The 23,394-nt window shown below is 35.5% G+C and carries 22 protein-coding genes and 1 tRNA gene; 12 read left to right on the plus strand and 11 right to left on the minus strand.

Annotated elements, in window-relative coordinates; all coding sequences use genetic code 11:
- Positions 1–159 precede the first annotated feature (159 nt).
- The 3 genes from ATE47_RS03595 to ATE47_RS03605 all read left to right on the plus strand — a co-directional run bounded on the left by ATE47_RS03595 (position 160) and on the right by ATE47_RS03605 (position 3,651).
- Entirely contained in the window at positions 160–2,403 is a 2,244-nt protein-coding gene (locus ATE47_RS03595; RefSeq protein ID WP_062160671.1) for a polyribonucleotide nucleotidyltransferase, read from the plus strand.
- A 368-nt stretch (positions 2,404–2,771) separates the two neighbouring features.
- Complete coding sequence (locus tag ATE47_RS03600) at positions 2,772–3,206, plus strand: cold shock domain-containing protein (RefSeq protein ID WP_062160672.1); 435 nt, start codon at positions 2,772–2,774, stop codon at positions 3,204–3,206.
- 91 nt (positions 3,207–3,297) lie between these two features.
- Complete coding sequence (locus tag ATE47_RS03605; protein ID WP_062160673.1) at positions 3,298–3,651, plus strand: hypothetical protein; 354 nt, start codon at positions 3,298–3,300, stop codon at positions 3,649–3,651.
- Between the two features lie 58 nt (positions 3,652–3,709).
- Here ATE47_RS03605 and ATE47_RS03610 read toward each other — a convergent pair whose 3' ends face one another.
- The 9 genes from ATE47_RS03610 to ATE47_RS03650 form a co-directional block, all read right to left on the minus strand.
- Positions 3,710–6,145: a TonB-dependent receptor gene (locus tag ATE47_RS03610; RefSeq protein WP_062160674.1), complete on the minus strand. Its 2,436-nt coding sequence runs from the start codon at positions 6,143–6,145 to the stop codon at positions 3,710–3,712.
- A gap of 4 nt (positions 6,146–6,149) precedes the next feature.
- A complete protein-coding gene (locus tag ATE47_RS03615; protein WP_062160675.1) occupies positions 6,150–6,590 on the minus strand; it encodes a MarR family winged helix-turn-helix transcriptional regulator in 441 nt (146 codons plus the stop codon).
- A 173-nt stretch (positions 6,591–6,763) separates the two neighbouring features.
- The gene (locus ATE47_RS03620; protein ID WP_062160676.1) at positions 6,764–7,855 is read right to left on the minus strand and encodes a nucleotidyltransferase domain-containing protein; all 1,092 of its coding nucleotides are present in this window, start codon (positions 7,853–7,855) and stop codon (positions 6,764–6,766) included.
- Between the two features lie 8 nt (positions 7,856–7,863).
- A complete protein-coding gene (locus ATE47_RS03625) occupies positions 7,864–8,595 on the minus strand; it encodes an ATP-grasp domain-containing protein (RefSeq protein ID WP_062160677.1) in 732 nt (243 codons plus the stop codon).
- A complete protein-coding gene (locus tag ATE47_RS03630; RefSeq protein WP_062160678.1) occupies positions 8,592–9,242 on the minus strand; it encodes a hypothetical protein in 651 nt (216 codons plus the stop codon). The genes ATE47_RS03625 and ATE47_RS03630 overlap by 4 nt, the downstream gene beginning before the upstream one ends.
- A gap of 10 nt (positions 9,243–9,252) precedes the next feature.
- Entirely contained in the window at positions 9,253–10,002 is a 750-nt protein-coding gene (locus tag ATE47_RS03635; protein ID WP_062160679.1) for a nucleotidyltransferase domain-containing protein, read from the minus strand.
- Between the two features lie 142 nt (positions 10,003–10,144).
- Entirely contained in the window at positions 10,145–11,899 is a 1,755-nt protein-coding gene (locus tag ATE47_RS03640) for a hypothetical protein (RefSeq protein ID WP_062160680.1), read from the minus strand.
- Positions 11,900–12,148: 249 nt separating this feature from the next.
- A tRNA-OTHER gene (locus tag ATE47_RS03645) sits at positions 12,149–12,248 on the minus strand.
- Between the two features lie 72 nt (positions 12,249–12,320).
- The gene (locus ATE47_RS03650; RefSeq protein WP_062160681.1) at positions 12,321–13,703 is read right to left on the minus strand and encodes an RtcB family protein; all 1,383 of its coding nucleotides are present in this window, start codon (positions 13,701–13,703) and stop codon (positions 12,321–12,323) included.
- A gap of 97 nt (positions 13,704–13,800) precedes the next feature.
- Here ATE47_RS03650 and ATE47_RS03655 point away from each other — a divergent pair, with 97 nt between their 5' ends.
- From ATE47_RS03655 to ATE47_RS19155, 3 genes are all read left to right on the plus strand, one after another.
- Positions 13,801–14,133 carry a HopJ type III effector protein gene (locus ATE47_RS03655; RefSeq protein WP_062160682.1) on the plus strand — a complete coding sequence of 111 codons (333 nt, stop codon included), beginning with the start codon at positions 13,801–13,803 and terminating at the stop codon, positions 14,131–14,133.
- Between the two features lie 63 nt (positions 14,134–14,196).
- Positions 14,197–15,231: a helix-turn-helix transcriptional regulator gene (locus ATE47_RS03660; RefSeq protein WP_062160683.1), complete on the plus strand. Its 1,035-nt coding sequence runs from the start codon at positions 14,197–14,199 to the stop codon at positions 15,229–15,231.
- A gap of 61 nt (positions 15,232–15,292) precedes the next feature.
- On the plus strand, positions 15,293–15,433 hold the full coding sequence (locus ATE47_RS19155) for a hypothetical protein (RefSeq protein ID WP_181898036.1): 141 nt from the start codon (positions 15,293–15,295) through the stop codon (positions 15,431–15,433).
- A gap of 90 nt (positions 15,434–15,523) precedes the next feature.
- On the opposite strand, the gene ATE47_RS03665 is transcribed toward ATE47_RS19155, so the two are convergent.
- On the minus strand, positions 15,524–16,708 hold the full coding sequence (locus tag ATE47_RS03665; protein ID WP_062160684.1) for a DUF1501 domain-containing protein: 1,185 nt from the start codon (positions 16,706–16,708) through the stop codon (positions 15,524–15,526).
- A 91-nt stretch (positions 16,709–16,799) separates the two neighbouring features.
- The gene (locus ATE47_RS03670; protein ID WP_062160685.1) at positions 16,800–18,176 is read right to left on the minus strand and encodes a DUF1800 domain-containing protein; all 1,377 of its coding nucleotides are present in this window, start codon (positions 18,174–18,176) and stop codon (positions 16,800–16,802) included.
- Positions 18,177–18,468: 292 nt separating this feature from the next.
- Here ATE47_RS03670 and ATE47_RS03675 point away from each other — a divergent pair, with 292 nt between their 5' ends.
- From ATE47_RS03675 to ATE47_RS03700, 6 genes are all read left to right on the plus strand, one after another.
- Positions 18,469–19,032 (plus strand): hypothetical protein, encoded by a 564-nt coding sequence (locus ATE47_RS03675; RefSeq protein WP_062163433.1) that lies wholly within the window; start codon positions 18,469–18,471, stop codon positions 19,030–19,032.
- A 114-nt stretch (positions 19,033–19,146) separates the two neighbouring features.
- Positions 19,147–20,196 (plus strand): glucokinase, encoded by a 1,050-nt coding sequence (locus ATE47_RS03680; protein ID WP_062160686.1) that lies wholly within the window; start codon positions 19,147–19,149, stop codon positions 20,194–20,196.
- 148 nt (positions 20,197–20,344) lie between these two features.
- Positions 20,345–20,911, plus strand: a complete 567-nt coding sequence (locus tag ATE47_RS03685) for a YceI family protein (RefSeq protein ID WP_062160687.1) — start codon at positions 20,345–20,347, stop codon at positions 20,909–20,911.
- A 78-nt stretch (positions 20,912–20,989) separates the two neighbouring features.
- The gene (locus ATE47_RS03690; RefSeq protein ID WP_062160688.1) at positions 20,990–21,625 is read left to right on the plus strand and encodes a YceI family protein; all 636 of its coding nucleotides are present in this window, start codon (positions 20,990–20,992) and stop codon (positions 21,623–21,625) included.
- A 258-nt stretch (positions 21,626–21,883) separates the two neighbouring features.
- Complete coding sequence (locus ATE47_RS03695; protein ID WP_062160689.1) at positions 21,884–22,651, plus strand: hypothetical protein; 768 nt, start codon at positions 21,884–21,886, stop codon at positions 22,649–22,651.
- 61 nt (positions 22,652–22,712) lie between these two features.
- A complete protein-coding gene (locus ATE47_RS03700) occupies positions 22,713–23,354 on the plus strand; it encodes an alpha/beta hydrolase (RefSeq protein WP_062160690.1) in 642 nt (213 codons plus the stop codon).
- The last annotated feature ends 40 nt before the right edge of the window (positions 23,355–23,394 follow it).

Here is a 23,394-nt window from a genome sequence, read left to right on the forward strand (position 1 = left end):
TCTGTTAAAAGTAAAAAATTGGCAAAAGTTAGTGTCTGTTTTGGATATTTTGTTGCTAAAGATTTAAAAAATCATTATAATATATTACCTTTGCAACGAAAATTTAAAGAGTTTAAATATTAATTCGTACTCAATACGGAGTACAAGAGACGAAAATTTATGAGTATACCTCAAGCGTTTACAGAAACGATCACCCTCGCAGACGGCAGGGAAATCACAATTGAAACAGGGAAATTGGCAAAGCAGGCTGATGGATCTGTGGTAGTAAAAATGGGCGGGACAATGCTTTTAGCAACAGTTGTAGCCAATAAAGAAGCAAATCCAGGTGTGGATTTTTTACCATTAACGGTAGATTACAGAGAAAAATTCTATGCAGGAGGGAGAATTCCAGGAAACTTTTTCCGTAGAGAAGCAAGACCTTCAGATCAGGAAATTTTAACGATGCGTTTGGTAGACAGAGTTCTACGTCCGCTTTTTCCTGAAGATTTCCATGCGGAAGTTCAGGTAATGATTTCATTAATTTCTTATGACGGAAAAACAATTCCTGATGATTTGGCTGGTTTAGCGGCTTCTGCTGCGATCGCCATTACTGATATTCCTTTCAACGGACCAATGTCTGAAGTAAGAGTAGTAAGATTCGACGGGCAGCTTTCAGTGAACCCAAGCTATGCAGATCTTAAAAACTCTGAACTTGATATTATGGTGGGAGCTACTAAAGACTCCATCGTAATGGTAGAAGGGGAAATGAAGGAAATTTCTGAGCAGGAAATGTTGGAAGCAATCATTTTCGGGCATGCTGAGATTAAAAAACAAATCGAAGCTCAGGAAAGATTAGCAGAAAGAGTAGGTAAGGCTTTCCCTAAGAGAGAATATTCTCACGAAAATCACGATGAAGCAATCCGTGAAAAAGTATGGAAAGAATGCTACGATAAAGTATATGAAGTGGCTAAAACTCCTTCTGGTAAGGAAGAAAGACACGAAAGATTCAAGGCGGTTCTTGATGAGTTTTTAGCACAATATGTAGATAATGCAGAAGAGTTGGAAAGAGTAACTCCTTTCGCAAAAGTGTATTATCATGATGTAGAAAAAGAAGCAATGCGCCAGATGATTTTGGAAGACAATATCCGTCTTGATGGCCGTGATCCTCAAACGATCCGTCCTATCTGGTCAGAAATAGACTATCTTCCTGGAGCTCACGGTTCTGCGGTATTTACAAGAGGAGAGACTCAATCTCTAACGGCGGTAACTTTAGGCTCTGTGAAGGATGCCAATATGGTAGACAGCGTTATTTCTCAACACGACGAAAAATTCTTCTTACATTATAATTTCCCTCCGTTCTCAACAGGTGAAGCAAGACCTTTAAGAGGAACTTCAAGAAGAGAAGTAGGACATGGAAACCTTGCTCAAAGAGCTTTACAGGCAGTAATTCCTGTAGAAAATCCATATACGATCAGAATTGTTTCCGATATTTTGGAATCAAACGGTTCGTCTTCAATGGCAACGGTTTGTGCAGGAACATTGGCGTTAATGGATGCAGGTGTACAGATTACAAAACCTGTTTCCGGGATTGCAATGGGATTGATTACGGATACAAAATCAGGTAAATTCACAGTACTTTCCGATATTTTAGGGGATGAAGATCACCTTGGAGATATGGACTTTAAAGTAACCGGAACTGAAGATGGCATCACTGCTTGCCAGATGGATATCAAAATCCAGGGACTTTCTATGGATATCATGGAAAAAGCTTTAATGCAGGCCAGAGACGGAAGATTACATATCTTAAATAAAATTACAGAAACTATCGCTGCACCAAGGCCGGATGTGAAACCTCACGCTCCGAAAATGGTTGTAATGGAGATTTCAAAAGATTTCATCGGTGCTGTAATCGGGCCTGGCGGAAAAATCATTCAGCAGCTACAGAAAGATACGGATACGGTGATCGCCATTGAAGAAGTAGGGGAAATCGGACGTATTGAGATTGCAGGAACAGACAGAGAGAAAATCAATAATGCTGTTGCAAAAATCAACGAAATTACTTTCGTACCGGTAGTAGGCGAAGTTTACAAAGGTAAGGTGGTAAAAGTAATGGACTTCGGAGCTTTTGTGGCTATTGCAAAAGGAACGGAAGGTCTTCTTCATATCTCAGAAATTGAATGGTCTCGTCTAGACAAAGTACCTTATAATGAAGGTGATGAAGTAGAAGTGAAGTTCATGGGGTATGATGATCGTAAGAAAATGAAGCTTTCAAGAAAAGTTTTATTGCCAAGACCTCCAAGACCTGAGTCTAAACCAAGACCAGAAGGACAGCAAAGATCAGAGCAACAACCGAGATCTGAGCAGCCAAGAAGAGATCAACAACAAGAGAGACCTGAAGGTGAAAAGCCGGCAGATCAAGCTTAAAAATAGAAGCCACCGAGATTTCGGTGGTTTTTTTATTTTGTTCATTTAAGTTAAATTGTAAAAAATAATCCTTTAAAGTGAATTGGGATTCAATTATTTAAATGGAGATTTACTAGTTTTGTGTCTTTATTTTTCGTATATTTGTACATTATCTTAAAGACAAGTTCTCTGCTTTCGCAGTGTTGTGATTATTTTTAGAATACATTCTATCATTCATTTTTTTCAATTGTTCTTCTGAACAAGCCGTTCAAAATAAATAAAAGCAACCAGAAAACATATTACATCTCTTTTGGAAAGATGTACAATGCAAGTTTAAATTAAGTTTAAACTAAATAATTACTCATTAACAATTAAATTTTAAAAAATATATGGCGGATTCTTTCTCTAAAAAAGAAAATTTCAAGAAAAAACTTCAAAAGAAAAAAGAAAAGGCTCTACGTCGTGAAGATCGTAAAGAGAATAATGACAAAGGCAAAAGTCTTGACGAAATGTTTATGTATGTAGATGCAAACGGACAGTTGACATCTACGCCACCCGATAATGATAACAAGGCTGAGGTAAACCTTGATAATATCCAGTTGGGTGCAGCTCCTATTGAAGCTGAAGAGCTTGTAAAAACAGGAATTGTAACTTTCTTCAGTGAAAAAGGCTACGGATTCATTACCGAAGACAAATCAAAAGAAAATGTTTTCTTCCACAGCAACAACTGTACGGAGCTTGTGAAGAAAGGGAATAAGGTATCATTTGAAAAAGAAAGATCACCTAAAGGATTTTCTGCAGTTAATATCAAATTGGTAAAATAATAAGCGTATTACTTATACATATAAAGTCCTTCATTGAAGGACTTTTTTTATTATTGTGATTCAAAATTTATTTATCTTTAAACAAAAACTTATGAAAAAAATATTCATACTTTCCCTGATTTGCTGGGCTTCTTATTCAATGGCACAAACGGTAAATGACGTTCCTATTAAAGATATTGATGTAGATTATGTACAGGTTATTGGTACAGGAAGATCGTTAAGCACAAAAGTAGATGTTGAAATTGATTTCGGGCAGGAAACAAAATCCATTTCTTTCAAAAACGGTACAACGATTAAGGATGAAAAAGGGAAAAACATGAAGTTTAATTCTATGATGGATGCCCTTAATTTTATGTCGGCTAACGGATATTCTTTCCAGTTTGCCTATACTATGAATAACGAAAAAGATAAAGCAATTTATTATATTTTGAAGAAAAACAAATAAAAAATCCCGCTGAATTTTGGCGGGATTTTTTAAGTCACTTCGTTCCTCGCAATGATAATTAACCGTTTCCGATTCTTTGCTTTAAATCTTCCGCACCTCCGGTTTTTCTAGGTTGCCCGGATTTACTGGAGCCGAAATTGTAAGTATAAGAAAGCGTAATTACCCTTGAATCTCTTTCTACAACGAAGTTTTCTACATAATTGTTGAACGTTGTCCGTGCTTTTGGATTGCTTGTAAAAAAGACGTCATTGAACGCTAATTTCAAAGTACTGTTATTTTTAAATTTCTTTTGAGCACCGATATTCAGGAACCAGATGGGTTGTACATCCATATAAGCATAAACTTCTCTTGCCTGATAATTCCCTGTAAGTTCGGCTGTAAAACCATTTCCAAGCTTAAAAGAATTAATGCTGTTTAAAGAAAATGTGAAATTTCCTTTATTGTTGATCTGCGTTCCGGAGACATTTCCTGTGTAAGATCCATAGTAAAAATTCGCGCTGTTATTCATATCCCACCATGTTGCAATCTTAAAAGGAGCAATCAGATTCAGTCCGAAATAGGATGCTGAATTCAAGTTTTCATTGGTTTGCACAGTAATATTTTTACCATCTTCTACCACCGGTTTTATAACTTCTGTAATGTTATCTGATGTTTTTGAATAGCTTAAAGTGGCAAAATATTTATTGCTTAAGCTATAAGTCAGCTCATAATTCATCGTTGTCTGCGGATTCAAATCCGGGTTTCCGGCTCTGTATGTTGTAGGATCAAGATAAAATTTGAAAGGATTCAACTGATTATAGCTTGGTCTGGTAATTCTCCTGCTGAAATTAACTTCCAAATTACTTTTTTCCGTAATATCATAAGAAAACACCGCACTTGGAAATAATTGGGTATAATTCTTTTTATTCACCTGATTCGTGGTAATCTGAGTTCCTTTTACGTTGGTATTTTCAAGTCTCAAACCAAAATTTGTACTGAATTTTTTCCATTTTTTAGAAACATTTCCGTAGATCGCATTAATATTTTCTTCATAAATATAATGATTGGTTTTTGTTTCATCTAAAACAGGATCTCCGAGACTTACATTGAAAAATTTCAAATCATTATCTGCCTTTACAAGACTGGTTTTAACTCCTCCTTCCAATTTCCAATCGTTCTTTAAAGCTTTTGTGAAATCAGATTTTAAGGAGAAAATATTCAAGTTTCCGCCAATATCTCCTTTCAATAAATATGGATTCGGATTGTCTGGTGCGGATGGAGAAAGATTTCCGTTAACGTCATAATTTCTTGTATCAAAATTCTGCAAGGAAGTGTTGGAATAATTGATATAATCAAAATCCGTTGTTAATTCAGAACCTAAAGAATCAATTGTATATTTATGATTTAAGTTAATTGACGTGTTTTTCCAATGATTCCTGGTTCGGTTTTGTGTGGTAAAAGTACCCGTCGGAAGGTGATCGCTGCCAAGAATCACACTGGAATTATCACCTGTAGGATCAAACTTGTTGCTGATAAAACCTACGGAAAATCCAAGGATATTTTTATCGTTCATATAATAATCCATCCCAGCTTTTGCAATGTGGTTACGAAAGTTCATTTTAAGGAAATTATCCTGTACATAGGCTTTTTCAAAAATAGTATTGGTGTAAAAATTTCTGTCTAACATCAAATGATTAAAAAATTCTCTGTAAGCAAAGCTGTAATTCGCAAAAACATTCACTTTTTTATTCCGGTGATTAATGCTGAAATTATTATTGTTTTTAATAAATCTTCCCGTTCCCAACGATGTAGAAATGCTTCCGTTTGTTCCTTTTCTCTGATCTTTTTTTAATTTAATATTGATAATTGAAGTTCCGGACGCATCATATTTTGATGATGGATTAGTAATGAATTCCACTTTTTCTACGCTTGCAGAAGGGATTCCGCGAAGATAATTGGCAAGATCGGTTCCCGTCATCGGTGTATTTTTTCCATCGATCTGTACAAGAAGATTTCCCTTCCCACGGAGACTGATGTTGTCATTGTTATCAATCTTTACTCCCGGTGCTTTTTCTAATACTTCAAATGCTGAATTTCCGGTGCTTGCAATGCTGTTTTCGACATTGAGGATCATTTTTCCTTCCTGCCTTTCGATGTAAGGTTTTGTCTTTGTAATTGTCACGCCTTCAATCATTTTTTCGTTCAGTTGAATAGAAGGCAGGGCAGTGTTTCCCGAAACGGAGATATTGTCTGCTTTATAGGCTTCTGTTCCGTTTTTGTTGATTTTTATAGAATAATTTCCCGAAATAAGATCGGTAAAAACAAAGTTTCCTTTGTTGTCTGCAATTTCTGTTTTGATCAATTTATTTTCGGAATCAAACAAATTGATTTCCATCTGGTTCACTTTATCGGAATCCACTTTTCCCGAAAGAGAAAAGTTCTGCGTTGTCTGTGCTTTCAACAAACTTAATGCGGAAAGTATCCAAACAAAAATGAGTAAAAATATTCTGGCCATTGTGTTATTTTTTAGCGTTAAGACAGTTTTTTGATATTTTGAGTAATGCTGAATTCATTATTTCCAGCTCTTCTTTTGTAACATCTTTCAATGCAGTTTTTCTATTGTTTTCAATGAGTTCCTGCACTTTTTTGATGATTTCCTTTCCGGATTCCGTGACATCCAGATTGGTTTTTCTGCGGTCATCCGAATTAATATTTCTAATGATATATTCGGATTTCACGAGTAGTTCAATAATTCTCGTTACGGAAGCATTATCCTTAAAAGCAAGATCCCCGATTTCGTTTTGTGTAATTCCGGGATTTTCCAGAATTGCTTTAATAATCAGCCATTGATCAATTGTAATATTAAAACCATTCGCTTTTAATTGTCGTTGGGCGTAATTTCTATAAGTCCTGATGGCTTTGTCTATATTGTAAAATATTATTGAATCCAGTTTTTCCATGGTAAAATTTTTAGTGTTGTAAAAAATGTTTTATCAATTATTGATATATCAATTAAATAATTGGTAGAGCCTGAAATAATATTGTTACAGAAAAGTGGAAATATTTTTTAGAAAAATAGAAAACCACCGTGTGGACGATGGTTTAAAGCATTAATTATTAAAAGTAAATTATCTTATGAATACAGGTTTTCTCTGATTTCAATTAAAATTTTTGTCGTTTTTTCTACATCCGGTTCGTCGGGTAGTGCTGAAACAGAATGATAATATTCGATGGACTTTATTAAATCTTCCGCCTTTTTCATAACCTGTTCATACGACCAGTTCCCGGCTTTGATATCTAAAAGTTCATCCCGATTTTCTACCCTGATATTCAGAGAACTTGTTTTAAAAATCTGTTCACAGGACTGCAGCAGACGGATGGTGTGCATCATGTTTTTGCTGTCGTAGTTTTGTCCGTGGTTCTGATTCACATTGTAGCGGTCTTCATTTCGCTCGGAAACCCACTTCCAGTATTCACGGTAATCTTTGCAGTAAGTGGAGTAGGCATCGAGGTTACAAAACAGAAAAGCAATAGATTTCTCCTCTTTCGGAACCGACGAAACGGAAACCTGATTTGCTTCTTCATTTTGAATAATCCCTTTATAATTCAGATCGCCGGACTGATCGTAGAACAGCGCGAACATCCCTTTTGTATTATCAATATTTACCAACCCGCATTTTTCCTGAACAAGACCACCCCGTCCTTCGGACACCCCTCCAGAGGAGGGGAATTCTCGCAGCCATTTTTTCAAAGGAATCGAACCTTGATTTTGCAAAATATAACAGAAATCAAGAATAGATTTTCTTTCTTTGTCAATTGGGTTCAGGATTTTTTTGTTGAGTCCTTTTGCTTTTTTGATCTGCGAAATTGCATAACCTGCAAACGTATCTTTACACAGTTTGGAAAGGAAATCTTCCGGTTTCAGTAAATCCATCAACGGATTTTTATGTTGGATACAGTCTTCCGGGCTTGCCAGAATTTCCAGAATATTCGGATTGTTTTTCTGCAATAATTCTACAAATCTCCCGATTTCGTAATAGGTGATGTCGTTGGTTTCATTAGAAATTTGCGGAGTATAATGTAAACCAAAAAACTCTTCTTTCGGTATATAATACACTCCCCGAATATCGGTATCCGAGTTTTCCGTGGCGAGCCCGAAAGATCGGCTTCCGGAGATAGATTGGAAGAGAGCGAGGTTTTGGGTTTGTATATTTTTAATAGTCATTTTTGTAGTTAATTTTTAATACAACTTTCTATGATCACCTCCAAAGCTTTCTCTGCATCACAAGCATATAAGCCTGAACACCACGCTGGATTGGCTTCAATTAATGCCCAGCCTTTCCCTTTGATAATCACAAAGTCCAGGACAACAGCTTTAGGCAGTGTTTCAGCGTATTGTTGAATGAAATTTTTAAAAAATTCAAACAATTCTTTTTGTTCTGTTATTGAAAGTAGATCTGTGTCTAAAGTACTATTTCTCCAATAGGAAGAATAAGTTTTTATTTCTTTATTTAAAACAAAACATCTTACTTCAAGCTCCCATTCAACAACTTCTGATGTAAAAACTGAAATATTTAAATCCAAAGAATCAAAGCCTTTGATATTGGTTACTTTGTCAAAAACTCCGGCTTTAAAACTCTTAAAATCAGAACATTTTAGGAAAATATTTTCTTCATTCACAAAGTCTTTTAATTGTCCGTAAGAAATTTTACGTTTTATAAATTCTTCAGAAATTTGTGAAAGCCAATTGTCATCAGGTTTCGTTAATGTCAGATTACACTGTTCAGCTACAATTTCCGCATAAATATCTTCACCATATACCGCAATTACAGCTGTCCGAAATTCCTCCGGAACATTCCATTTTGCATTGAAACGGTTTAATTCATAAGGGGAATTTAGGGATGCCTTTTTAAGATTGTTGCTATCCTCCGTGTACATGGGAGAAAGTGCGACTATATTTTTCATGCAATTATATTTTCTTTTTTTAATTTTTCAATTAAGTTATGACGTTCATTTTCAGACTGGCCATCAAAAAAGATGATCCACCCTTCCGGATATAGTCTGGCGTGGACAAGATTTAAATTGTTTTTCCACATTCGATGATATTTATCAGAGCATTCTTTTATAAAATCATAATCTGAAAAATATTTCGAAATCAAGCTTATATCACAAACTACGTCATAACCTAAAAGTGCGGGAATATATTTATAATATTGATGTTCTGCAAAAAAAACCTCTTGCTCTATAAATGTTTCAAAACTTTCATAATAAAAGAAGAAGTCATAAGAATCACATCCGCAGTCTCTAAATGCGACTTCTCCGTTTTCTGAAATATAAAAGCCATCAGCGATAGAGAATAAAACTTGTCCATTCCAATGATAAGTATTTAAACCCTTATTTTCATTTATTTGCTTGGGCGTAAAAATATGAAAAACAGTATTTTGTATACTCAGCCCGGAAAATTTTTCTTGAAATCTAAGAATTTCATTTGAATTTTGAAGATGGTAAAAATTTAAATGATTTTCTAAAATTTTTAAATCAACTTCATACTCTTTATTTCTTTCTTGTTTTTCTATAAATTTTAAAGCTCTGTCAGAAAGCTGTTTTATCATATTTATAATTTTAAACTGTTAATATCTCCCTAAAAACCCTCTCCATCTCAACCTTATCTCCATTTCCTCCACTCAAACTCTTCACCCTTTCCTCATTATCTTTCACCATTCCCTCCAAAAATCCAAAAAGTTGCCAGTCATTTGCATGATAATAAGATTCTCCTTTTGTGGCTTTTAAGGCAACCAGATTTTCTATTTTAGTTCTCGTAAAATCATCCACCAAAACCAATAATTCACTAAACAAAACTGGCGGAACACTTCCTTTTTCCAATATCCATTTTCCTGTCAGAGCCGTTCTGAGGCAATAAAAATAACTTTTTAATTTCACTTCATCGCTTCTGCAGGCTTCCAGATATTTCTTGCTCATGCTCAGATAATGGTAAGAAACCGCTATTGGTGAAAAACAGGAGTCTGCTAATGGCTTAAACAAATCATAGAACTTCTCATCTTTCAAATAAATGATAGGTGAGTAAAACCAACTCAACAAAGCTGCATTCGACTTCACCAGCAAATGAAAAGTCTTGCTCAAATCCCATCCGGAACCATCCAGATCGTCTTCGGTCATAAATTCTATCGTTTCATCCTTGTCCCACGGCGAAAGATACCAGTCTTTTTCGTGTCGGTATATGAAACGTATGTCATAATCGCTGTCAGGCGACGCAAAACCCCAGGCGCGGCTTCCGGATTCTACGGCAAGAAGTATTTCTATGTTTCTTTCTGCCTCTATTTCTTTTAATTTTTCTAGTATTTTTGTTGTCATTGTTTTAATTTATGATACAAAATAACAGAGAGTCTGCGCAATGTTTATGCGTAGAAAATTTTATTTAAAAAAATTAAAATTTATAGAAATAAAAAACTGCCATTCTGAATTATGTTCAAAATGACAGTTAAAGAGAATATTATTATAATTTAAAAATCTTGGTAAAGCTATCTTTTTCCAAGGTTTCCAAAGAGAAATCAAAGTCTGCCTCTTCTTTTTCTGAAGTGATGGTTGCTCCCAATTCTTCTATTAAATGATTGAAAGAAATAACTTCGTACCATTGTTGGTACAGCGCATTTGTCGCCATCATCGAAACTTCGGAATTTCCTGAAACATGCGAATGTCCCGCTCCGAAATTCAATAATACAAAACACTGTTTTCCATCTTTTGGCAGTAACATTCCTAAAATCGTTTGCGTCTGAACCGAGTTACACTTAGCTTCTGCAAAGAGATTGTTCGGATTCATCATATAATCGTAGGAAATATGATCTCCTTTTCCGACAACGATTTTATAGCCGCAGTCGCTGTTTCCGCTGTAAACGTTGTTCATCACCAATGTCGGCGCACTCAAACCTTTGTTGGCATAAAGATATTCTACAGCACCGTTTGGCGCAGAGGTCATATCTCCGGAATACATCAATTGACCTCCGTTTTGATTATACGCAGAATTCCAGCCTATTTTTCCGGCAATATTTAGTCCTGAAAGATCGAGGTCATACGCTCCCCAGGTATTTTCCCAGTAAATTCCGACAGCTAGTCTTTCATCATAAAACCTTGTTCCCGTCGGAATATTTCCGACAAACATTTTTTCTGAAGTCGGCAATCCAAATTCTACATTTTCAGGGAAATACATCTTCTTTCCGGAAAAATTATATTTTGATTTTAAATAATTTAGGATAAAACCATAATTTAATTCATTCACAGAAGTTGCCTTTGCTTTTTTCGTCCACGATTTACCGTTTCTGATTCTGTAAACAAAAGTATCCTGACCATACATTCTTGAATAACAAGCCGATAAAGCTTTAAACAAAGCAAACGGAGTGGCATTTTCCAGCCAATGCAAATCGCTGTTTTCCAGCAGAGTATTGGTAGCGTCATTCAATGGGTTTGAAATTAACGGCTGATGATAAGTTTTTGAAAGCTTTGAAATTTTATTAATCGTTTTTGGCGCTCTGTTTTTATAGGCTAAAAATAACGGCTTGAAACGGTTGAAAATTTCTGCCAGTCTTTCTAATCCAAAAATTTCAAACAAAAAAGTAGGATCAAATTTGCTTTGCTTAATTTCATTAATTAAATCATCGTTTTTAATTAAAAGCGTTGTTTTTGTAGTTTTATAAATCACATAACGGAAAAACTCAACAGGATTGTTAGGAAACACATCATATCGGTCGGCAATTTTTATAACTGCTTCTTTGTTTCGGATATTTTCTTGCCCTGTGAAGGCATATTTCAGTTCGTCGTGTAAAATAGTAAGCAAATCATCAATTGTTTCTTCTTTTAAAGCAATTCCGGATTTCAAAAGAGAAAGGCATTTTTCCTGCATTTCTTCTTTTGTATACGCTTTAATTACTTTAAAATTCAACTTCAGATTGGGTACATTTACTATTTCATTCGGAATATAAATTTCATTCTGAAAGTTACTCCCATACGTAGAAATATAATGGTTGATCTGCTCAATCAACAAATCAATTCTTGAGCTTTCTTTGACTTTTTGCCACGATTTATGAAAGGTTTTATTCAAGTCATTTCCATTAAGCTTTTCTTTGGCATAATAGGAAATAATTTCTTTTTTTGCCCACATTGCCTGAGGCTCAATGATAAAGCCGTTATCAGAAATAAATGCTTTCGCATCAGATTTTTGGGCTAAAACAGCGTTGAATAATTTTAATGTTTTCATTGTTTTTAATTTAAAAAAATAAGTGAGGAGTAGTTTTCTTTAAAGTGAATGTTATAGGAACTCCTTTTACCTATAGTTTTACAAAAAGGCGGGGAGTATTTTTCCAATTATAGGAACTCCCTTTGCCTTAGAATTTCTTAAAAAGGCGGAAAGTAAATGTGGGAAATCAATAGGAACTTTCTTTGCCTTAATTTTTTTTGAACTAATGAAAATAATTAATCGTTAAATACAAACATTTTCATTATTTTGAGGAGCAGGCAGGACTCGAACCTGCGACACACATACTCAAGGAACTTTTTTTGCCAATAGCGGAAAGTGGTTGTTGCTCTACCATCTGAGCTACTGCTCCTGCCTTTATTAAAAAGTTTTCATAAAACCTTACAGGTTTTTACGCCTATAAGGCCGGTTATTAGTTTTGTAATTAAGCTTTTCTAAACTTTTTCTTTTTCTTCCAAGGCGCATTCTTCTGAACATCTCCCGCCATAATACATCCGTAAGGCATCACTTCATCCAGAACCTCGCAAAGTTCGTATTCTTCAATCTGAGCTCTTACGTTTTTGGCGCTTTTATAAGCTGTAGGAAGTTCGGAAATATCAATTTCATTGGAGAAGAATCGAACGTCAAGCCCTTTTGTTTCCTCTGCAAAAACTTCTTCGATCGTTTTATGTGCTAATGATCTTTTATGTTGTGTTCTGCTGAAATTTCTTCCTGCTCCATGTGGCGCAAAACCGAGATTTCTTTCATTTGTTTTTCCCTGAACAATCAAAACCGGTTCTGCCATATTCAACGGAATCAGTCTTGGACCCGTAATATCCGGCATAAATTTATCATCTAAAGGCGTTGCTCCTTTTGCGTGGTAAAATAAATCTCCATCTTTAAAAACGAAATTATGTTCGTTCCAATATCTATCTTGTTTTTCGATTTTAAGTTTATTTAAAACTGCATCATGAATGGAAGTATGGTTTTCTTTTGTCCATGTTCTTATCAATTGAAGGGCTTCCCAATAGGATTTTCCTTCTTCGGTTTCGTAAGGAATCCATGCGTTTTCTCTCAAAGTTTCCGGTGAAATTTCCTGTCTGAATCTATTCGCAACCTTCATTCCTTTATCGTATAAAGCGGCACCAGGTGCTCTTGATCCGTGGTGAGTAACCAACATGGTATTTCCTGTATTTTTAGAAATTCCGACAAACAGGAAATGGTTTCCGTCTCCCTGAGTTCCCATATGAGAACGCGCAATGCTGATTAATTTCTCGTCATTTAAAAAGTAATTTTCCCTGAAAGCATCCATCAATTCCTGAGACATTTTCATTTGTTCACCTCTCGGTCTTCCCCCATATCCGAAATGCGTCACAGAATGAGCAGCGTCCAAAACTTCTTTAGGATCAGCTTTTCCAAAATCGGTCAACATTACAGAGCAGCAGATATCCGCGCTATGAAACCCCGGGTGAATCGCGTTTTTCGCCACAACAACTCCACCAACGGGAATCTGACCTTCAGGACCTGTCGGGCAAGCATCCGGCATGATCGCACCTGCAACCAAAGTCGGAGTTTTCATCAAAACTTTCATCGTATTGATTACTTTTTCCACGTTATCGTTTTCGCTCTCATGTTCAGCTCTGATATTGATTACAAAATCTTTTGCTGTTTCATAAAGCGGAAGCAATTCCGGTTGTTTGAATTGTTCCAAATATTCCGTGATCTGATTTTCGTCTAAATTATTTTCGTTGATATGTGCGATAGCATATTTGAACCATTTTGCTGGTCTGTATCCTAATTCTATTAAATTATTTCCGTTAAATTCCATTTTTATTTCATTTTGATGATGCAAAGTAAGAGTACAAGTATGCAATGTTTTTGCGCAGATGAAATTATTTTGATTATTTTTGATAAAAATTATTAAAATGTTATTAGAACAAGTAAAAAACTCTCCTGAAACTATTCAGTTTAAAGATGTTATTGCACATATCGATGAAAACTACAATTTTACCCCGACAAAATTTAAAAACGGAAATACAGTCAATGAAGCCGATCAAAATAATGGTTCGTGCAAAGTTTTCAGTTTTGCTAAATTGAATAATTTGCCGAAAGAAGATACGCTGAAGCTTTTCGGAGAATTTTACACGGAAGATGTCTTAAAAAATCCTGAAGGAACGGATCACCAAAACATCAGAAACTTTATGGAGTTCGGCTGGGACGGGATTTCTTTTGAAGGAGAAGCTTTAGCGAAGAAGTAATCCATTCCTTTCGTCAGAATGACAAAGTGGTTTTGAAAATTAAATAGTAAGAGATACAACATTATGTCATCAAACAAAAATGCCCTTATCCGCTACAAAACCTTAGATAAGTGCCTTAAAAACAAATATCGGAAATATACTCTGGAAGATTTAATCGACGAATGTTCCGAAGCTCTATTTGAATTTGAAGGCAAAGAATCTTTCGTAAGCAAACGAACGGTGCAGCTTGATCTGCAGAATATGCGCAGTGAAAAGTTCGGTTATGAAGCACCGATTGAAGTTTATGACAAAAAATACTACCGCTACAGCGATCCGGATTACAGTATTCATAATATTTCGGTGAATGAAAGTGACCTGAAAGCGATGAATAATGCGGTGCAGATTTTAAAGCAATTCAAGGATTTTTCGATGTTTAAAGAAATGAATGGGGTGATTCAGAAACTGGAAGATTCCATTCATGCGAGAAGTCAGAAATCGATTATTCATTTGGATAAAAATGAACAGCTGAAAGGATTGGAACATATTGATATTCTATATGATGCAATTTTGAATAAAAGAGTTTTAAATATCCTTTACAAAAGTTTTACCGCAAGAGAATCCAGTAATTATGTGGTTCATCCGCAGCTATTAAAGGAGTTTAATAATCGTTGGTTTTTAATTTGTTTTCATAAAGGGAAAATGTACAATCTGGCGTTGGACAGAATGGAAAGTATTACAATTGAAGAAAAGATTGAATATATTGATAAAGATCTCGATGGCGACGAATATTTTAAAGATATTGTAGGAGTAACGGTTTCCGAAACGATGGCTCCGAGAAATGTTGTTTTTTTTGTTGATTCTTCCAATGCACCATATGTGAAAACCAAACCTTTACATAAAAGCCAGGAAATTATCAGCGAAACGGAAAAGGGAACGGTTTTTAAGATCTGTGTGCAAATTAACTACGAACTGGAGCGGCTTCTACTGGGTTTCGGAGAATGCCTGATCGTTCATAAGCCGAGAAAATTACGGCTAAGGATGGAAGAAAAATTTAAAGCGGGAGTAAAGAATTACGAAAATTTAATTATTCCTGAAGATGAGGTATCTAATGGATGTTAAAATTTTAATACATAATGAAGCAATGGCTTAAAAATTGTAATTATTATTTAAAATAAACATTATGAAATCAAGAATATTAAAAGCAGTACTTGCCATTGTAGCACCTTTAGTTATCGAATTTATTGTTAAAAAAATATCAGAAAAACTGAATAAAAAACCAGCAGAAGACAAGAAACAGATTCCTGTTCAGAATTGGGAGTAGTTTTAAATTTAGATTATAGAAAGAGGCTGTTCATTTTTGAGCAGCCTCTTTTTTTAGAATGTGGTTTCGAGAGTCTCAGCCGCCACAATATTACACAAAATCATAAACTCCATTCTTCCAGCCAAGCACTTTAGAAGAATCTGCTTTCAGCCAGTTTTTAAGAATGGTTGCATAGACTTTTCGGAAATCTTCGGAATAAATTAAATCTCCTTCATTCAAATGTTGCAAATCGGGAAGTGTGTTCAAAAGCCCTTTCTTTTTCAATCCGCCACTGATAAAAAACATTTGATTGGCTGTTCCATGATCAGTTCCATTGCTTGCATTTTGGGCAACACGGCGACCGAATTCCGAGAAAGTCATTAATAAAATATCATCAAAAAGTCCGTTACTTTTCATGTCGGCAACAAAAGATTTTACAGCCTCATTGATATCACCGAATAATTTTTTCTGCCTTTCATTTTGATTGACATGGGTATCAAAACTTCCCACGGAAAGATAGTAAACTCTTGTATTAATATCAGATTTAATCAATGATGCAACCGTTTTGAAATCTTTTCCCAATTGAGAGTTCGGGTATGTTTGTTCTGTTTTTTTTGCTTTACTTTTTTCAAAAATATAATCAGCATTATTGATGGTTGATCCCAAAGTCTGGTACAGATAAGAAACCGTTTCATCGTCATGATGATGATCATACAAGGATTTGAAGTATTTTTCCTGACTTGTTTGATACAGTCTTTTCGGATCTTTAAAAGCGAAAGCTTTATTATTTTCACCTTTTAAGGCTAAACTTAGCATATCATCAACTTCCAGAGCCTGGGTCGGATGCTCGCAACGGTAGCATTCTTCATCTAAAAATCTTCCCAGCCAGCCTGTCTCCAGATATTCATCGCTTTTGCTTGCAGAATGCCAGATATCCATGCTTCGGAAGTGTGATTTATCAGGATTGGGATACCCGACATTATTCATCACAGAAAGCTCACCACTATCATAAAGTTCCTTGAAATAAGCCAGGGCAGGGTTAATTCCCGCTTCATCAGTCAGCTGTAAAGAATCTTTGATGGCAATATTATTTCTTTCTTTAAAATAAATATCGTTTTTAGTCGGAATAATCGTATTCAAACCATCATTTCCACCGGTAAACTGGAGCACCACCAAAATTTTCTGATTCGGTTCCAATGCTTCATCGAATGTCATAGCCTTCAGGAAATTCGGCATCAACAACGATGCGGTAGCTAATGAACTTATTTTTAGGAATTCTCTTCTTTTGATTAACATAAAGGTTAGGTTTTAGGTTAAAGATGATAGGTTGCAGTTCTCGCAGTGATTTTAAGCTAAGGCCTAAAATCTGCCACCTGCTACCTAAAGTCTACATTAACTGATATTCTGGTGTTGACATGAGATTAATGACATTCATTTTCACACTGTTATCCGAAAAATTCTTCACGGAATTCATATCCAGGGATTTTGAGCTCTGAATTAAATAATCTTCAACCTTTTTACCGCTGAAAGCCTTTTCCACACGCGTCCAGTCGATGGTGATATTCGGGTTTTTGAAGGTTTTGTTTAAAGCCGTTTCGCGGGATTTCATTCCCATTTCGATATCGTCGTCCGGTCTCGGAGTATATTCCAAAGGCCGTAAACCCGACCAAATCTGAGGAATTTGAAGCCTCAACATTAAAGTTGAACTGTCAATCCAGGATTTTCCGTTGGGCCAACCTGAAACATTCGGTGGATAAAGAAGCATTTGACCTAATAATTTCTGATAAACAATAAGGTTTTCCGGATTTTGAATATTCATCGGAAGAGTTCTCATCATTCCGGCCATGAGTTCGATCGGCGATTTTATCCTGTTTCCGATATTTTTTTTGTCATAAAACCATGAGCTTGAAAAGATTTCTGTCATAAGTTTTTTGATGTCATAACCGGATTGGTAAAAATTCTCGCTTAGCTTATTAACAATACTTTCGTCAACATTTTCATTAACGAAAAATTTATAAATTTTTGTGGTAATAAATTTTGCCGTTGCTTTTTGTTCAAGTATAATATCTAAAACATCTTTTCCCGTGAAATTTCCGGTTTTCCCAAGAAAAGTTTTTGTTCCCTCGTCATGTTGTTTTTTTCTTTCTACAAAATTCCCTTCCTTGTCAAAACCCCATCCTGTAAAGGCTCTTGCGCCTTCCCGAATATCTTTTTCGGTGTAGTTTCCTCGTCCCATCGTAAATAATTCCATGACTTCACGGGCAAAATTTTCGTTAGGGTGATCTTTTTTATTCTGTTGATTATTTAAAAAGCTGAGCATCGCCGGAGCTTGACTTACCTCAAACAAAAGATCTTTGAAATTCCCCAAAGCATTTTTTCTGATGACATTTAAAATCTGCCTGTTAAATTTTGGATTTTGAACCCTTGAAGCAAAATGTCCGTGCCAGAAAAACGCCATTTTCTCCTTCATCTGTTCCTTGCTGTTGACCATTTTATCGAGAAAATTAAGGTTAAGCTCAAGGTTTTGCTCTCTCTGAATTTTTTGGGTCTGTTTTTTCTTTTCGGCGGGAGATGTGTCATTCATGTAGTCGATGGTTTCCACATCGGGGGTGTCATAATTTATATAAAGAAAGGTTTCTTCCTTTAGTAAATCATTGAGCAGTGTTTTCACGTCTTTATTTCCCAGGTCTTCAAGCTGATTAATTCCTGCACCAAAGCCTGCGCGCCAAAGAAGATGTTTATTATTAATGAGGGATGGAGTCATTTTTAATACTTTTTTTTTTGATGTTGTTAAGTGAAGAAGGTTAAAGATAACTACGGTTAAGAATTGTTAATATTACAAAAATCAATCCCGCAGCTGCTTTTTTCGTTTGCTTTTTTTATTTAAAATTACAATTAAAATTCAGAATTTTTTAAACAGTCATTTAAATTTTAACTAAATTTAATTAATTGATTGTCATTATTTTGCGAATTTTATTAATGTTAAAGTGAAGGAAATGCCTGTCCTTGGCACGATTTTTACATCTTCCAGCTTAGTAAAATTAAAAATCAGAGTTATGAAAATGTTTAAACAGGCAATTTTGCTTGCCGGAATTTTAACAGCCGGCGTTGTAAGCGCACAAAGTGCACAGATGAACAATATGATCAAGGTGGGTGCTAATGCTGGTTTAGCGGTTCCTGCAGACAATGTTTCAGCTTCTGTGGGAGTAGATGTAGCGTATCAGAACCTTATTACTCCGGGATTCGGATTAGGTATTGCGACAGGATATACTCATTATTTTGGAAAAGAAAACAACGGATATAATAATAATGATGTAGGGGTAATTCCTGTAGGTGCTTTGATCAGAATTTATCCTAAACAGACAGGATTTTACTTCGGGACAGACTTAGGATACGGTTTCCTTGTAGGTGACGAGAAAGTAGCATCAAACAATGCACTGGACAGACCGGACGGAGGGTTCTATATCAAGCCGGAGATCGGCTATCACAACAGAGACTGGAATTTCTTTGTGCAGTATCAGAAAGTATTTGTAGGAGATAAGGGCGATTTGCCGAATCAGGACTATAATGTGGGTAACATTGGGGTTGGATTCTCTTACAATATTCCATTAGGAAAGTAGTTAGATTTAAATATAAGCAATTATTAACCAAACCTTTTCAGAAACTTGAAAAGGTTTTTTCTTTACCTGTCGGATTTACGAAAACTATTATTATATTTGATAAAATTTGAGGTTATGATTTTGAATCCAAAATTTCCACTTTATTTACCAGGAGTAAAAAACGGTAGCAATGATAACGTTTCTATCATTGGCGCAAACCTTCGTGAAGATATTACAAGTTTAGGCTATTTTGTTTCCAGTAACGGAGGTCTTGAGATTAAAATCCAAAATAATTATCCAACTAAAGATTACGCTTCTTTTGCTGATATTCTAAAGAAGTTTATTGAGGATAACCAGCTGGAAGATGTGAAAAGATTAGGAATGGCAGTTCCGGGACCTGTAATCAATGGGAAAAGCCATCCCGCAAGATTGGGCTGGAGCCTTGATGTGGAAGAATACACAAGAGATTTCAGGTTTGAAAAAGTAGATATGCTGAATGACCTTGAAGCTTCTGCCTACGGAATGGCGCTTCTGGAAGACAGCGATCTGGACCCAATTTATACCAGCGGACACCTTGAAAACGGAAACGTAGCTATTTTGGCTCCGGGAAATGGGCTGGGTGAAGCGGGATATTTTTTTGACGGAAAATATTTAAGGCCATTTGCTACGGAAGGCGGTCATTCGGAATTTTCTCCGAGAACCAATGTGGAGGTGGAGTTTTATCAGTTCTTAAACAACCTTTACGGAATTGTAAGCTGGGAAAATGTACTTTCCAAAACAGGCTTATTCAATATTTACAGGTTTTTAAGAGATGTAAAGAGACATCCGGAACCGGAATGGCTTGCCGATAGATTCTCGAACGGAAACTTTGTTGAAGAATTATTCAAAGCAGCTGTTGAGGATGATATTTTGATATGCAAAATTGCTTTGGACACTTTCCTTGAATTCCTTGCAAGAGAGGCTAATAACCTGACTTTGAAGCTGAAAGCAACCGGTGGATTACTAATCTCCGGGGATATTCCTCAAACGATCAGAGATTATATGGATAAGGATAAGTTTTATGAAAAATTCAAGATCAGCGACAAAATGGAAGAGATGCTCAGAAACATCCCGATATACCTGATCAAACAAAATCATACGGCACTCAATGGTGCGGCACTCTATACTGCTTATTATCAAGATTAAATATAAACTCCGAGCTTCTTCGGAGTTTTTTTATGACATTATTTATGAAAATAATTGATTTTATTGATGTACATCAACAAAATCTATCAGGAAGTTGAGCTACATTTGCATCAGTAAATAACAAAACAAGTAAATAACTTTATTCAAAATGAAAAAAATATTTTTATTAGCAGTTTTAGCTGGTGGTTTAGCATTCGGACAAACAAAAAAAGTAGTAGCTTCTGACGTGCAGTGGTGGGGATACAAAATCGCAAAATCTGAATCAAGCTCTCACAACGGAACTGTAAAAGTAAAATCCGGTGATATGGTAATGAAAGGAAATCAATTAGTTGGAGGTTCTTTCGTTCTTGATATGACTTCTATCAACGCAACAGACCTTACAGGAGAATACCAGGGGAAACTAAACGGTCACCTTAAAAACGGAGATTTCTTCGAAGTTGAAAAATTCCCGACAGCTACTTTCAAAATTACAGGAGTAAAGAAAAACAGCGATAAAATCTACAATTCTTTAGTAACCGGAAATCTGACGGTAAAAGGAAAAACAAACCCTGTTACCTTCCCTGCAAAAATTTCTTACAGCAAAGGAGTAGTGAGCTTAGTTTCAAATAAATTCACGATTGACAGACAAAAATTCGACGTTGCTTACAAATCTACCATGCAGGACGTTCTTGTGAAAGATGACTTTGATATGCTTGTAAAAGTAACAGCAAAATAATTTAATCAAAAAAAGATTGCTAAAAGTGTAGAAGTTCTACACTTTTTTTTATTTTTGTTGAATTGTAAATAAAAAAGAATGAAAAGATTACTATTGTTTGCTATGATGTGTGTAAGCATATCATTTGTTTTCGCACAAAAGAAAGGAGATAAAGTGGTAAAGGTAACGTCATCAGAAATCAGATGGTGGGGTTACAAGGTTGTAAAAACAGTTCCTACAACACATTCCGGAACGGTAAAGCTGAAAAGCGGAAAATTTACTTTCGATAAAACAGTTTTGGTAGACGGTGAATTTGTGATCGACATGAAGTCTCTCATGGCCGGAGATGTTTCAAGCCAGGATGAAGATATGGTAAAACTAACAAATGACCTTAAAAGCACAAACTTTTTCGAGGTTAAGAAATTTCCTCTTGCGAAATTCCATTTGACGAAGATTATTCCTTTGGCAAACAGCGAGTTCAACTCTACGGTTTACGGAGATATTACGATAAAAGGAGTGAGAAAAACGATTACTTTCCCTGCAAACGTCTATATTACTCAGTTTACAGTAGTGATCGAGTCTGCTAAATTCTCATTGAACAGAAGAGATTTCAAAGTATTCTACCAATCTTCACTGAAAGATTATTTCATTAAAAACGAAATGGACATCCAGTTCAGAATTTCTACGGAAAAATTGGATAACGAAAACAGGACTCCTGTAAAGAAGAAAAAATAAGGTTTTTGCCTTTCTGATAAAATTAAAGAGTGATTTCGTAGGAGATCACTCTTTTTTTTGATATCGTTTTAATTATATTTTATGATTTCTGTTTTATTTAATAAGTTGGTTCTGAGTTTAAATTAAAACTTTTCAACATTTCAAGGAATGTAACGTAAACAGCGATTAAATCGATTTAAATTAAAATATTTACTGCATATTTGTAGCACTTAATATTCATGAAGATGTGTCATTTGAATAACTAACAAATACGCATCTATGACAAAAAAAATCATTATCATTGCTCTTACTTCATCAGTAGGAGTGTATTCTCAGGTGGGAATAAACACGACAAACCCAAAGGGAGTCCTGGATATTGTTTCCACAAATTCTACTATGGTAATCCCAAGATTGCCGAACCCCAATATTATTGCAGCTCCCGTAGAAGGTATGCTCGTTTATGACTCTACAAACAAAACCATCCGTTATTTTGACGGGGTCAACTGGAGCACCTTGATGTACAGTAAAGAACAAACAAAATCCAACGAGGGCGTTGTGAAAATCAGTGGCGGAGGCGGAACATTACCGACCTGGACAAATGTTCCTGCTAACACGACAAAACAGGTTATGTATTCTACACCTTTAAGTTATGCTTCTTCGCCTACGACGAGCTGGCCGGATAATTCGCCGCCTTCTGATGCGAAAATTTTTAAAAACAATCAGTTTATTGAAAATGCTGTGATGGGGCAGGTACATCAATGGAGGATTATTATCAATTATACCAAAGGTTCAAACGCTTCAAGCCAGGATATCAGGTTTATATTGAGGAATCCGTCCTCAGGATTCAGGTCAGAAGCAAGCGCCGTGATACCGTCCAACAAAACAAGCGGTGTTTTGGTGTATAATTTTACCACAATTGCTGATGGAGCAAGCCTTCCGCCGCCTTTAGGAACAGGAGGCGGATATATTATAGAGTGGGTATCTTCCGATCCTGTTGCTCTTTTATCTATTGATAGTGTCACCAGGATTTCTTCCCAGAAAAATTAAAAAGACTATAATATTTGTTAAGGAAAAGCATCGTTTTGGTGCTTTTTCTTATTTTAGTACCATGAAAATTTACGTAGTAAGCGGTCTTGGAGCAGATTTTAAAGTGCTGGAAAAATTACAGTTTCCGGAACATCATGAAGTTGTTTTTATAGATTGGCTCATTCCGCTTCAAAATGAAACTTTTTCCCAATATGTAGAAAGGATGGCCGAAAAAGTGGATGATTCGGAACCTTTTTATCTTTTAGGGTATTCCTTTGGAGGGATTATGGTTCAGGAAATTAATAAGCTCAAACCGGCCCAGAAAGTAGTCATTATGGGAAGTATAAAATCCGATAAAGAAAAATCCAGGTTGATAAGAGTGGGTGAGGTCACCAAAATTCCAAAAATATTGCCTTTAAGGTTCTTTAATGATAAAACTACAAACGCCTATTCTGTAGTAAGGAAATTATTTGATCCCAAAAATCCTAAGCTTCTGCAATATTTCACCGTAAAAGATCCGTATTATCTGAAATGGTCCATTGAAAGGATCTCAGAATGGAGATTTGAAGAAAACCCGGAGGTTATTCAGATTTTAGGAGACAGGGATATTGTTTTTCCGGTAAAAAATTCAAAACCCAATTATATCATAAAAGGGGGTACACATCTTTTTCCTGCTACAAAATATAAAGAAGTGTCTAAAATTTTAGGGGAAATATTTAATTAATTGTATTTAATTTTTATTTAGAAATAAAATTTTAGGGGGT

This window comes from Chryseobacterium sp. IHB B 17019, from assembly GCF_001456155.1.
Lineage (GTDB): Bacteria > Bacteroidota > Bacteroidia > Flavobacteriales > Weeksellaceae > Chryseobacterium.

Excerpts from the sequence above, each read along its gene's own strand:
- ATE47_RS03595 (WP_062160671.1), top strand. The coding sequence starts at position 160 with ATGAGTATACCTCAAGCGTTTACAGAAACGATCACCCTCGCAGACGGC.
- ATE47_RS03600 (WP_062160672.1), top strand. The coding sequence starts at position 2,772 with ATGGCGGATTCTTTCTCTAAAAAAGAAAATTTCAAGAAAAAACTTCAA.
- ATE47_RS03605 (WP_062160673.1), top strand. The coding sequence starts at position 3,298 with ATGAAAAAAATATTCATACTTTCCCTGATTTGCTGGGCTTCTTATTCA.
- ATE47_RS03610 (WP_062160674.1), bottom strand. The coding sequence starts at position 6,145 with ATGGCCAGAATATTTTTACTCATTTTTGTTTGGATACTTTCCGCATTA.
- ATE47_RS03615 (WP_062160675.1), bottom strand. The coding sequence starts at position 6,590 with ATGGAAAAACTGGATTCAATAATATTTTACAATATAGACAAAGCCATC.
- ATE47_RS03620 (WP_062160676.1), bottom strand. The coding sequence starts at position 7,855 with ATGACTATTAAAAATATACAAACCCAAAACCTCGCTCTCTTCCAATCT.
- ATE47_RS03625 (WP_062160677.1), bottom strand. The coding sequence starts at position 8,595 with ATGAAAAATATAGTCGCACTTTCTCCCATGTACACGGAGGATAGCAAC.
- ATE47_RS03630 (WP_062160678.1), bottom strand. The coding sequence starts at position 9,242 with ATGATAAAACAGCTTTCTGACAGAGCTTTAAAATTTATAGAAAAACAA.
- ATE47_RS03635 (WP_062160679.1), bottom strand. The coding sequence starts at position 10,002 with ATGACAACAAAAATACTAGAAAAATTAAAAGAAATAGAGGCAGAAAGA.
- ATE47_RS03640 (WP_062160680.1), bottom strand. The coding sequence starts at position 11,899 with ATGAAAACATTAAAATTATTCAACGCTGTTTTAGCCCAAAAATCTGAT.
- ATE47_RS03650 (WP_062160681.1), bottom strand. The coding sequence starts at position 13,703 with ATGGAATTTAACGGAAATAATTTAATAGAATTAGGATACAGACCAGCA.
- ATE47_RS03655 (WP_062160682.1), top strand. The coding sequence starts at position 13,801 with ATGTTATTAGAACAAGTAAAAAACTCTCCTGAAACTATTCAGTTTAAA.
- ATE47_RS03660 (WP_062160683.1), top strand. The coding sequence starts at position 14,197 with ATGTCATCAAACAAAAATGCCCTTATCCGCTACAAAACCTTAGATAAG.
- ATE47_RS19155 (WP_181898036.1), top strand. The coding sequence starts at position 15,293 with ATGAAATCAAGAATATTAAAAGCAGTACTTGCCATTGTAGCACCTTTA.
- ATE47_RS03665 (WP_062160684.1), bottom strand. The coding sequence starts at position 16,708 with ATGTTAATCAAAAGAAGAGAATTCCTAAAAATAAGTTCATTAGCTACC.
- ATE47_RS03670 (WP_062160685.1), bottom strand. The coding sequence starts at position 18,176 with ATGACTCCATCCCTCATTAATAATAAACATCTTCTTTGGCGCGCAGGC.
- ATE47_RS03675 (WP_062163433.1), top strand. The coding sequence starts at position 18,469 with ATGAAAATGTTTAAACAGGCAATTTTGCTTGCCGGAATTTTAACAGCC.
- ATE47_RS03680 (WP_062160686.1), top strand. The coding sequence starts at position 19,147 with ATGATTTTGAATCCAAAATTTCCACTTTATTTACCAGGAGTAAAAAAC.
- ATE47_RS03685 (WP_062160687.1), top strand. The coding sequence starts at position 20,345 with ATGAAAAAAATATTTTTATTAGCAGTTTTAGCTGGTGGTTTAGCATTC.
- ATE47_RS03690 (WP_062160688.1), top strand. The coding sequence starts at position 20,990 with ATGAAAAGATTACTATTGTTTGCTATGATGTGTGTAAGCATATCATTT.
- ATE47_RS03695 (WP_062160689.1), top strand. The coding sequence starts at position 21,884 with ATGACAAAAAAAATCATTATCATTGCTCTTACTTCATCAGTAGGAGTG.
- ATE47_RS03700 (WP_062160690.1), top strand. The coding sequence starts at position 22,713 with ATGAAAATTTACGTAGTAAGCGGTCTTGGAGCAGATTTTAAAGTGCTG.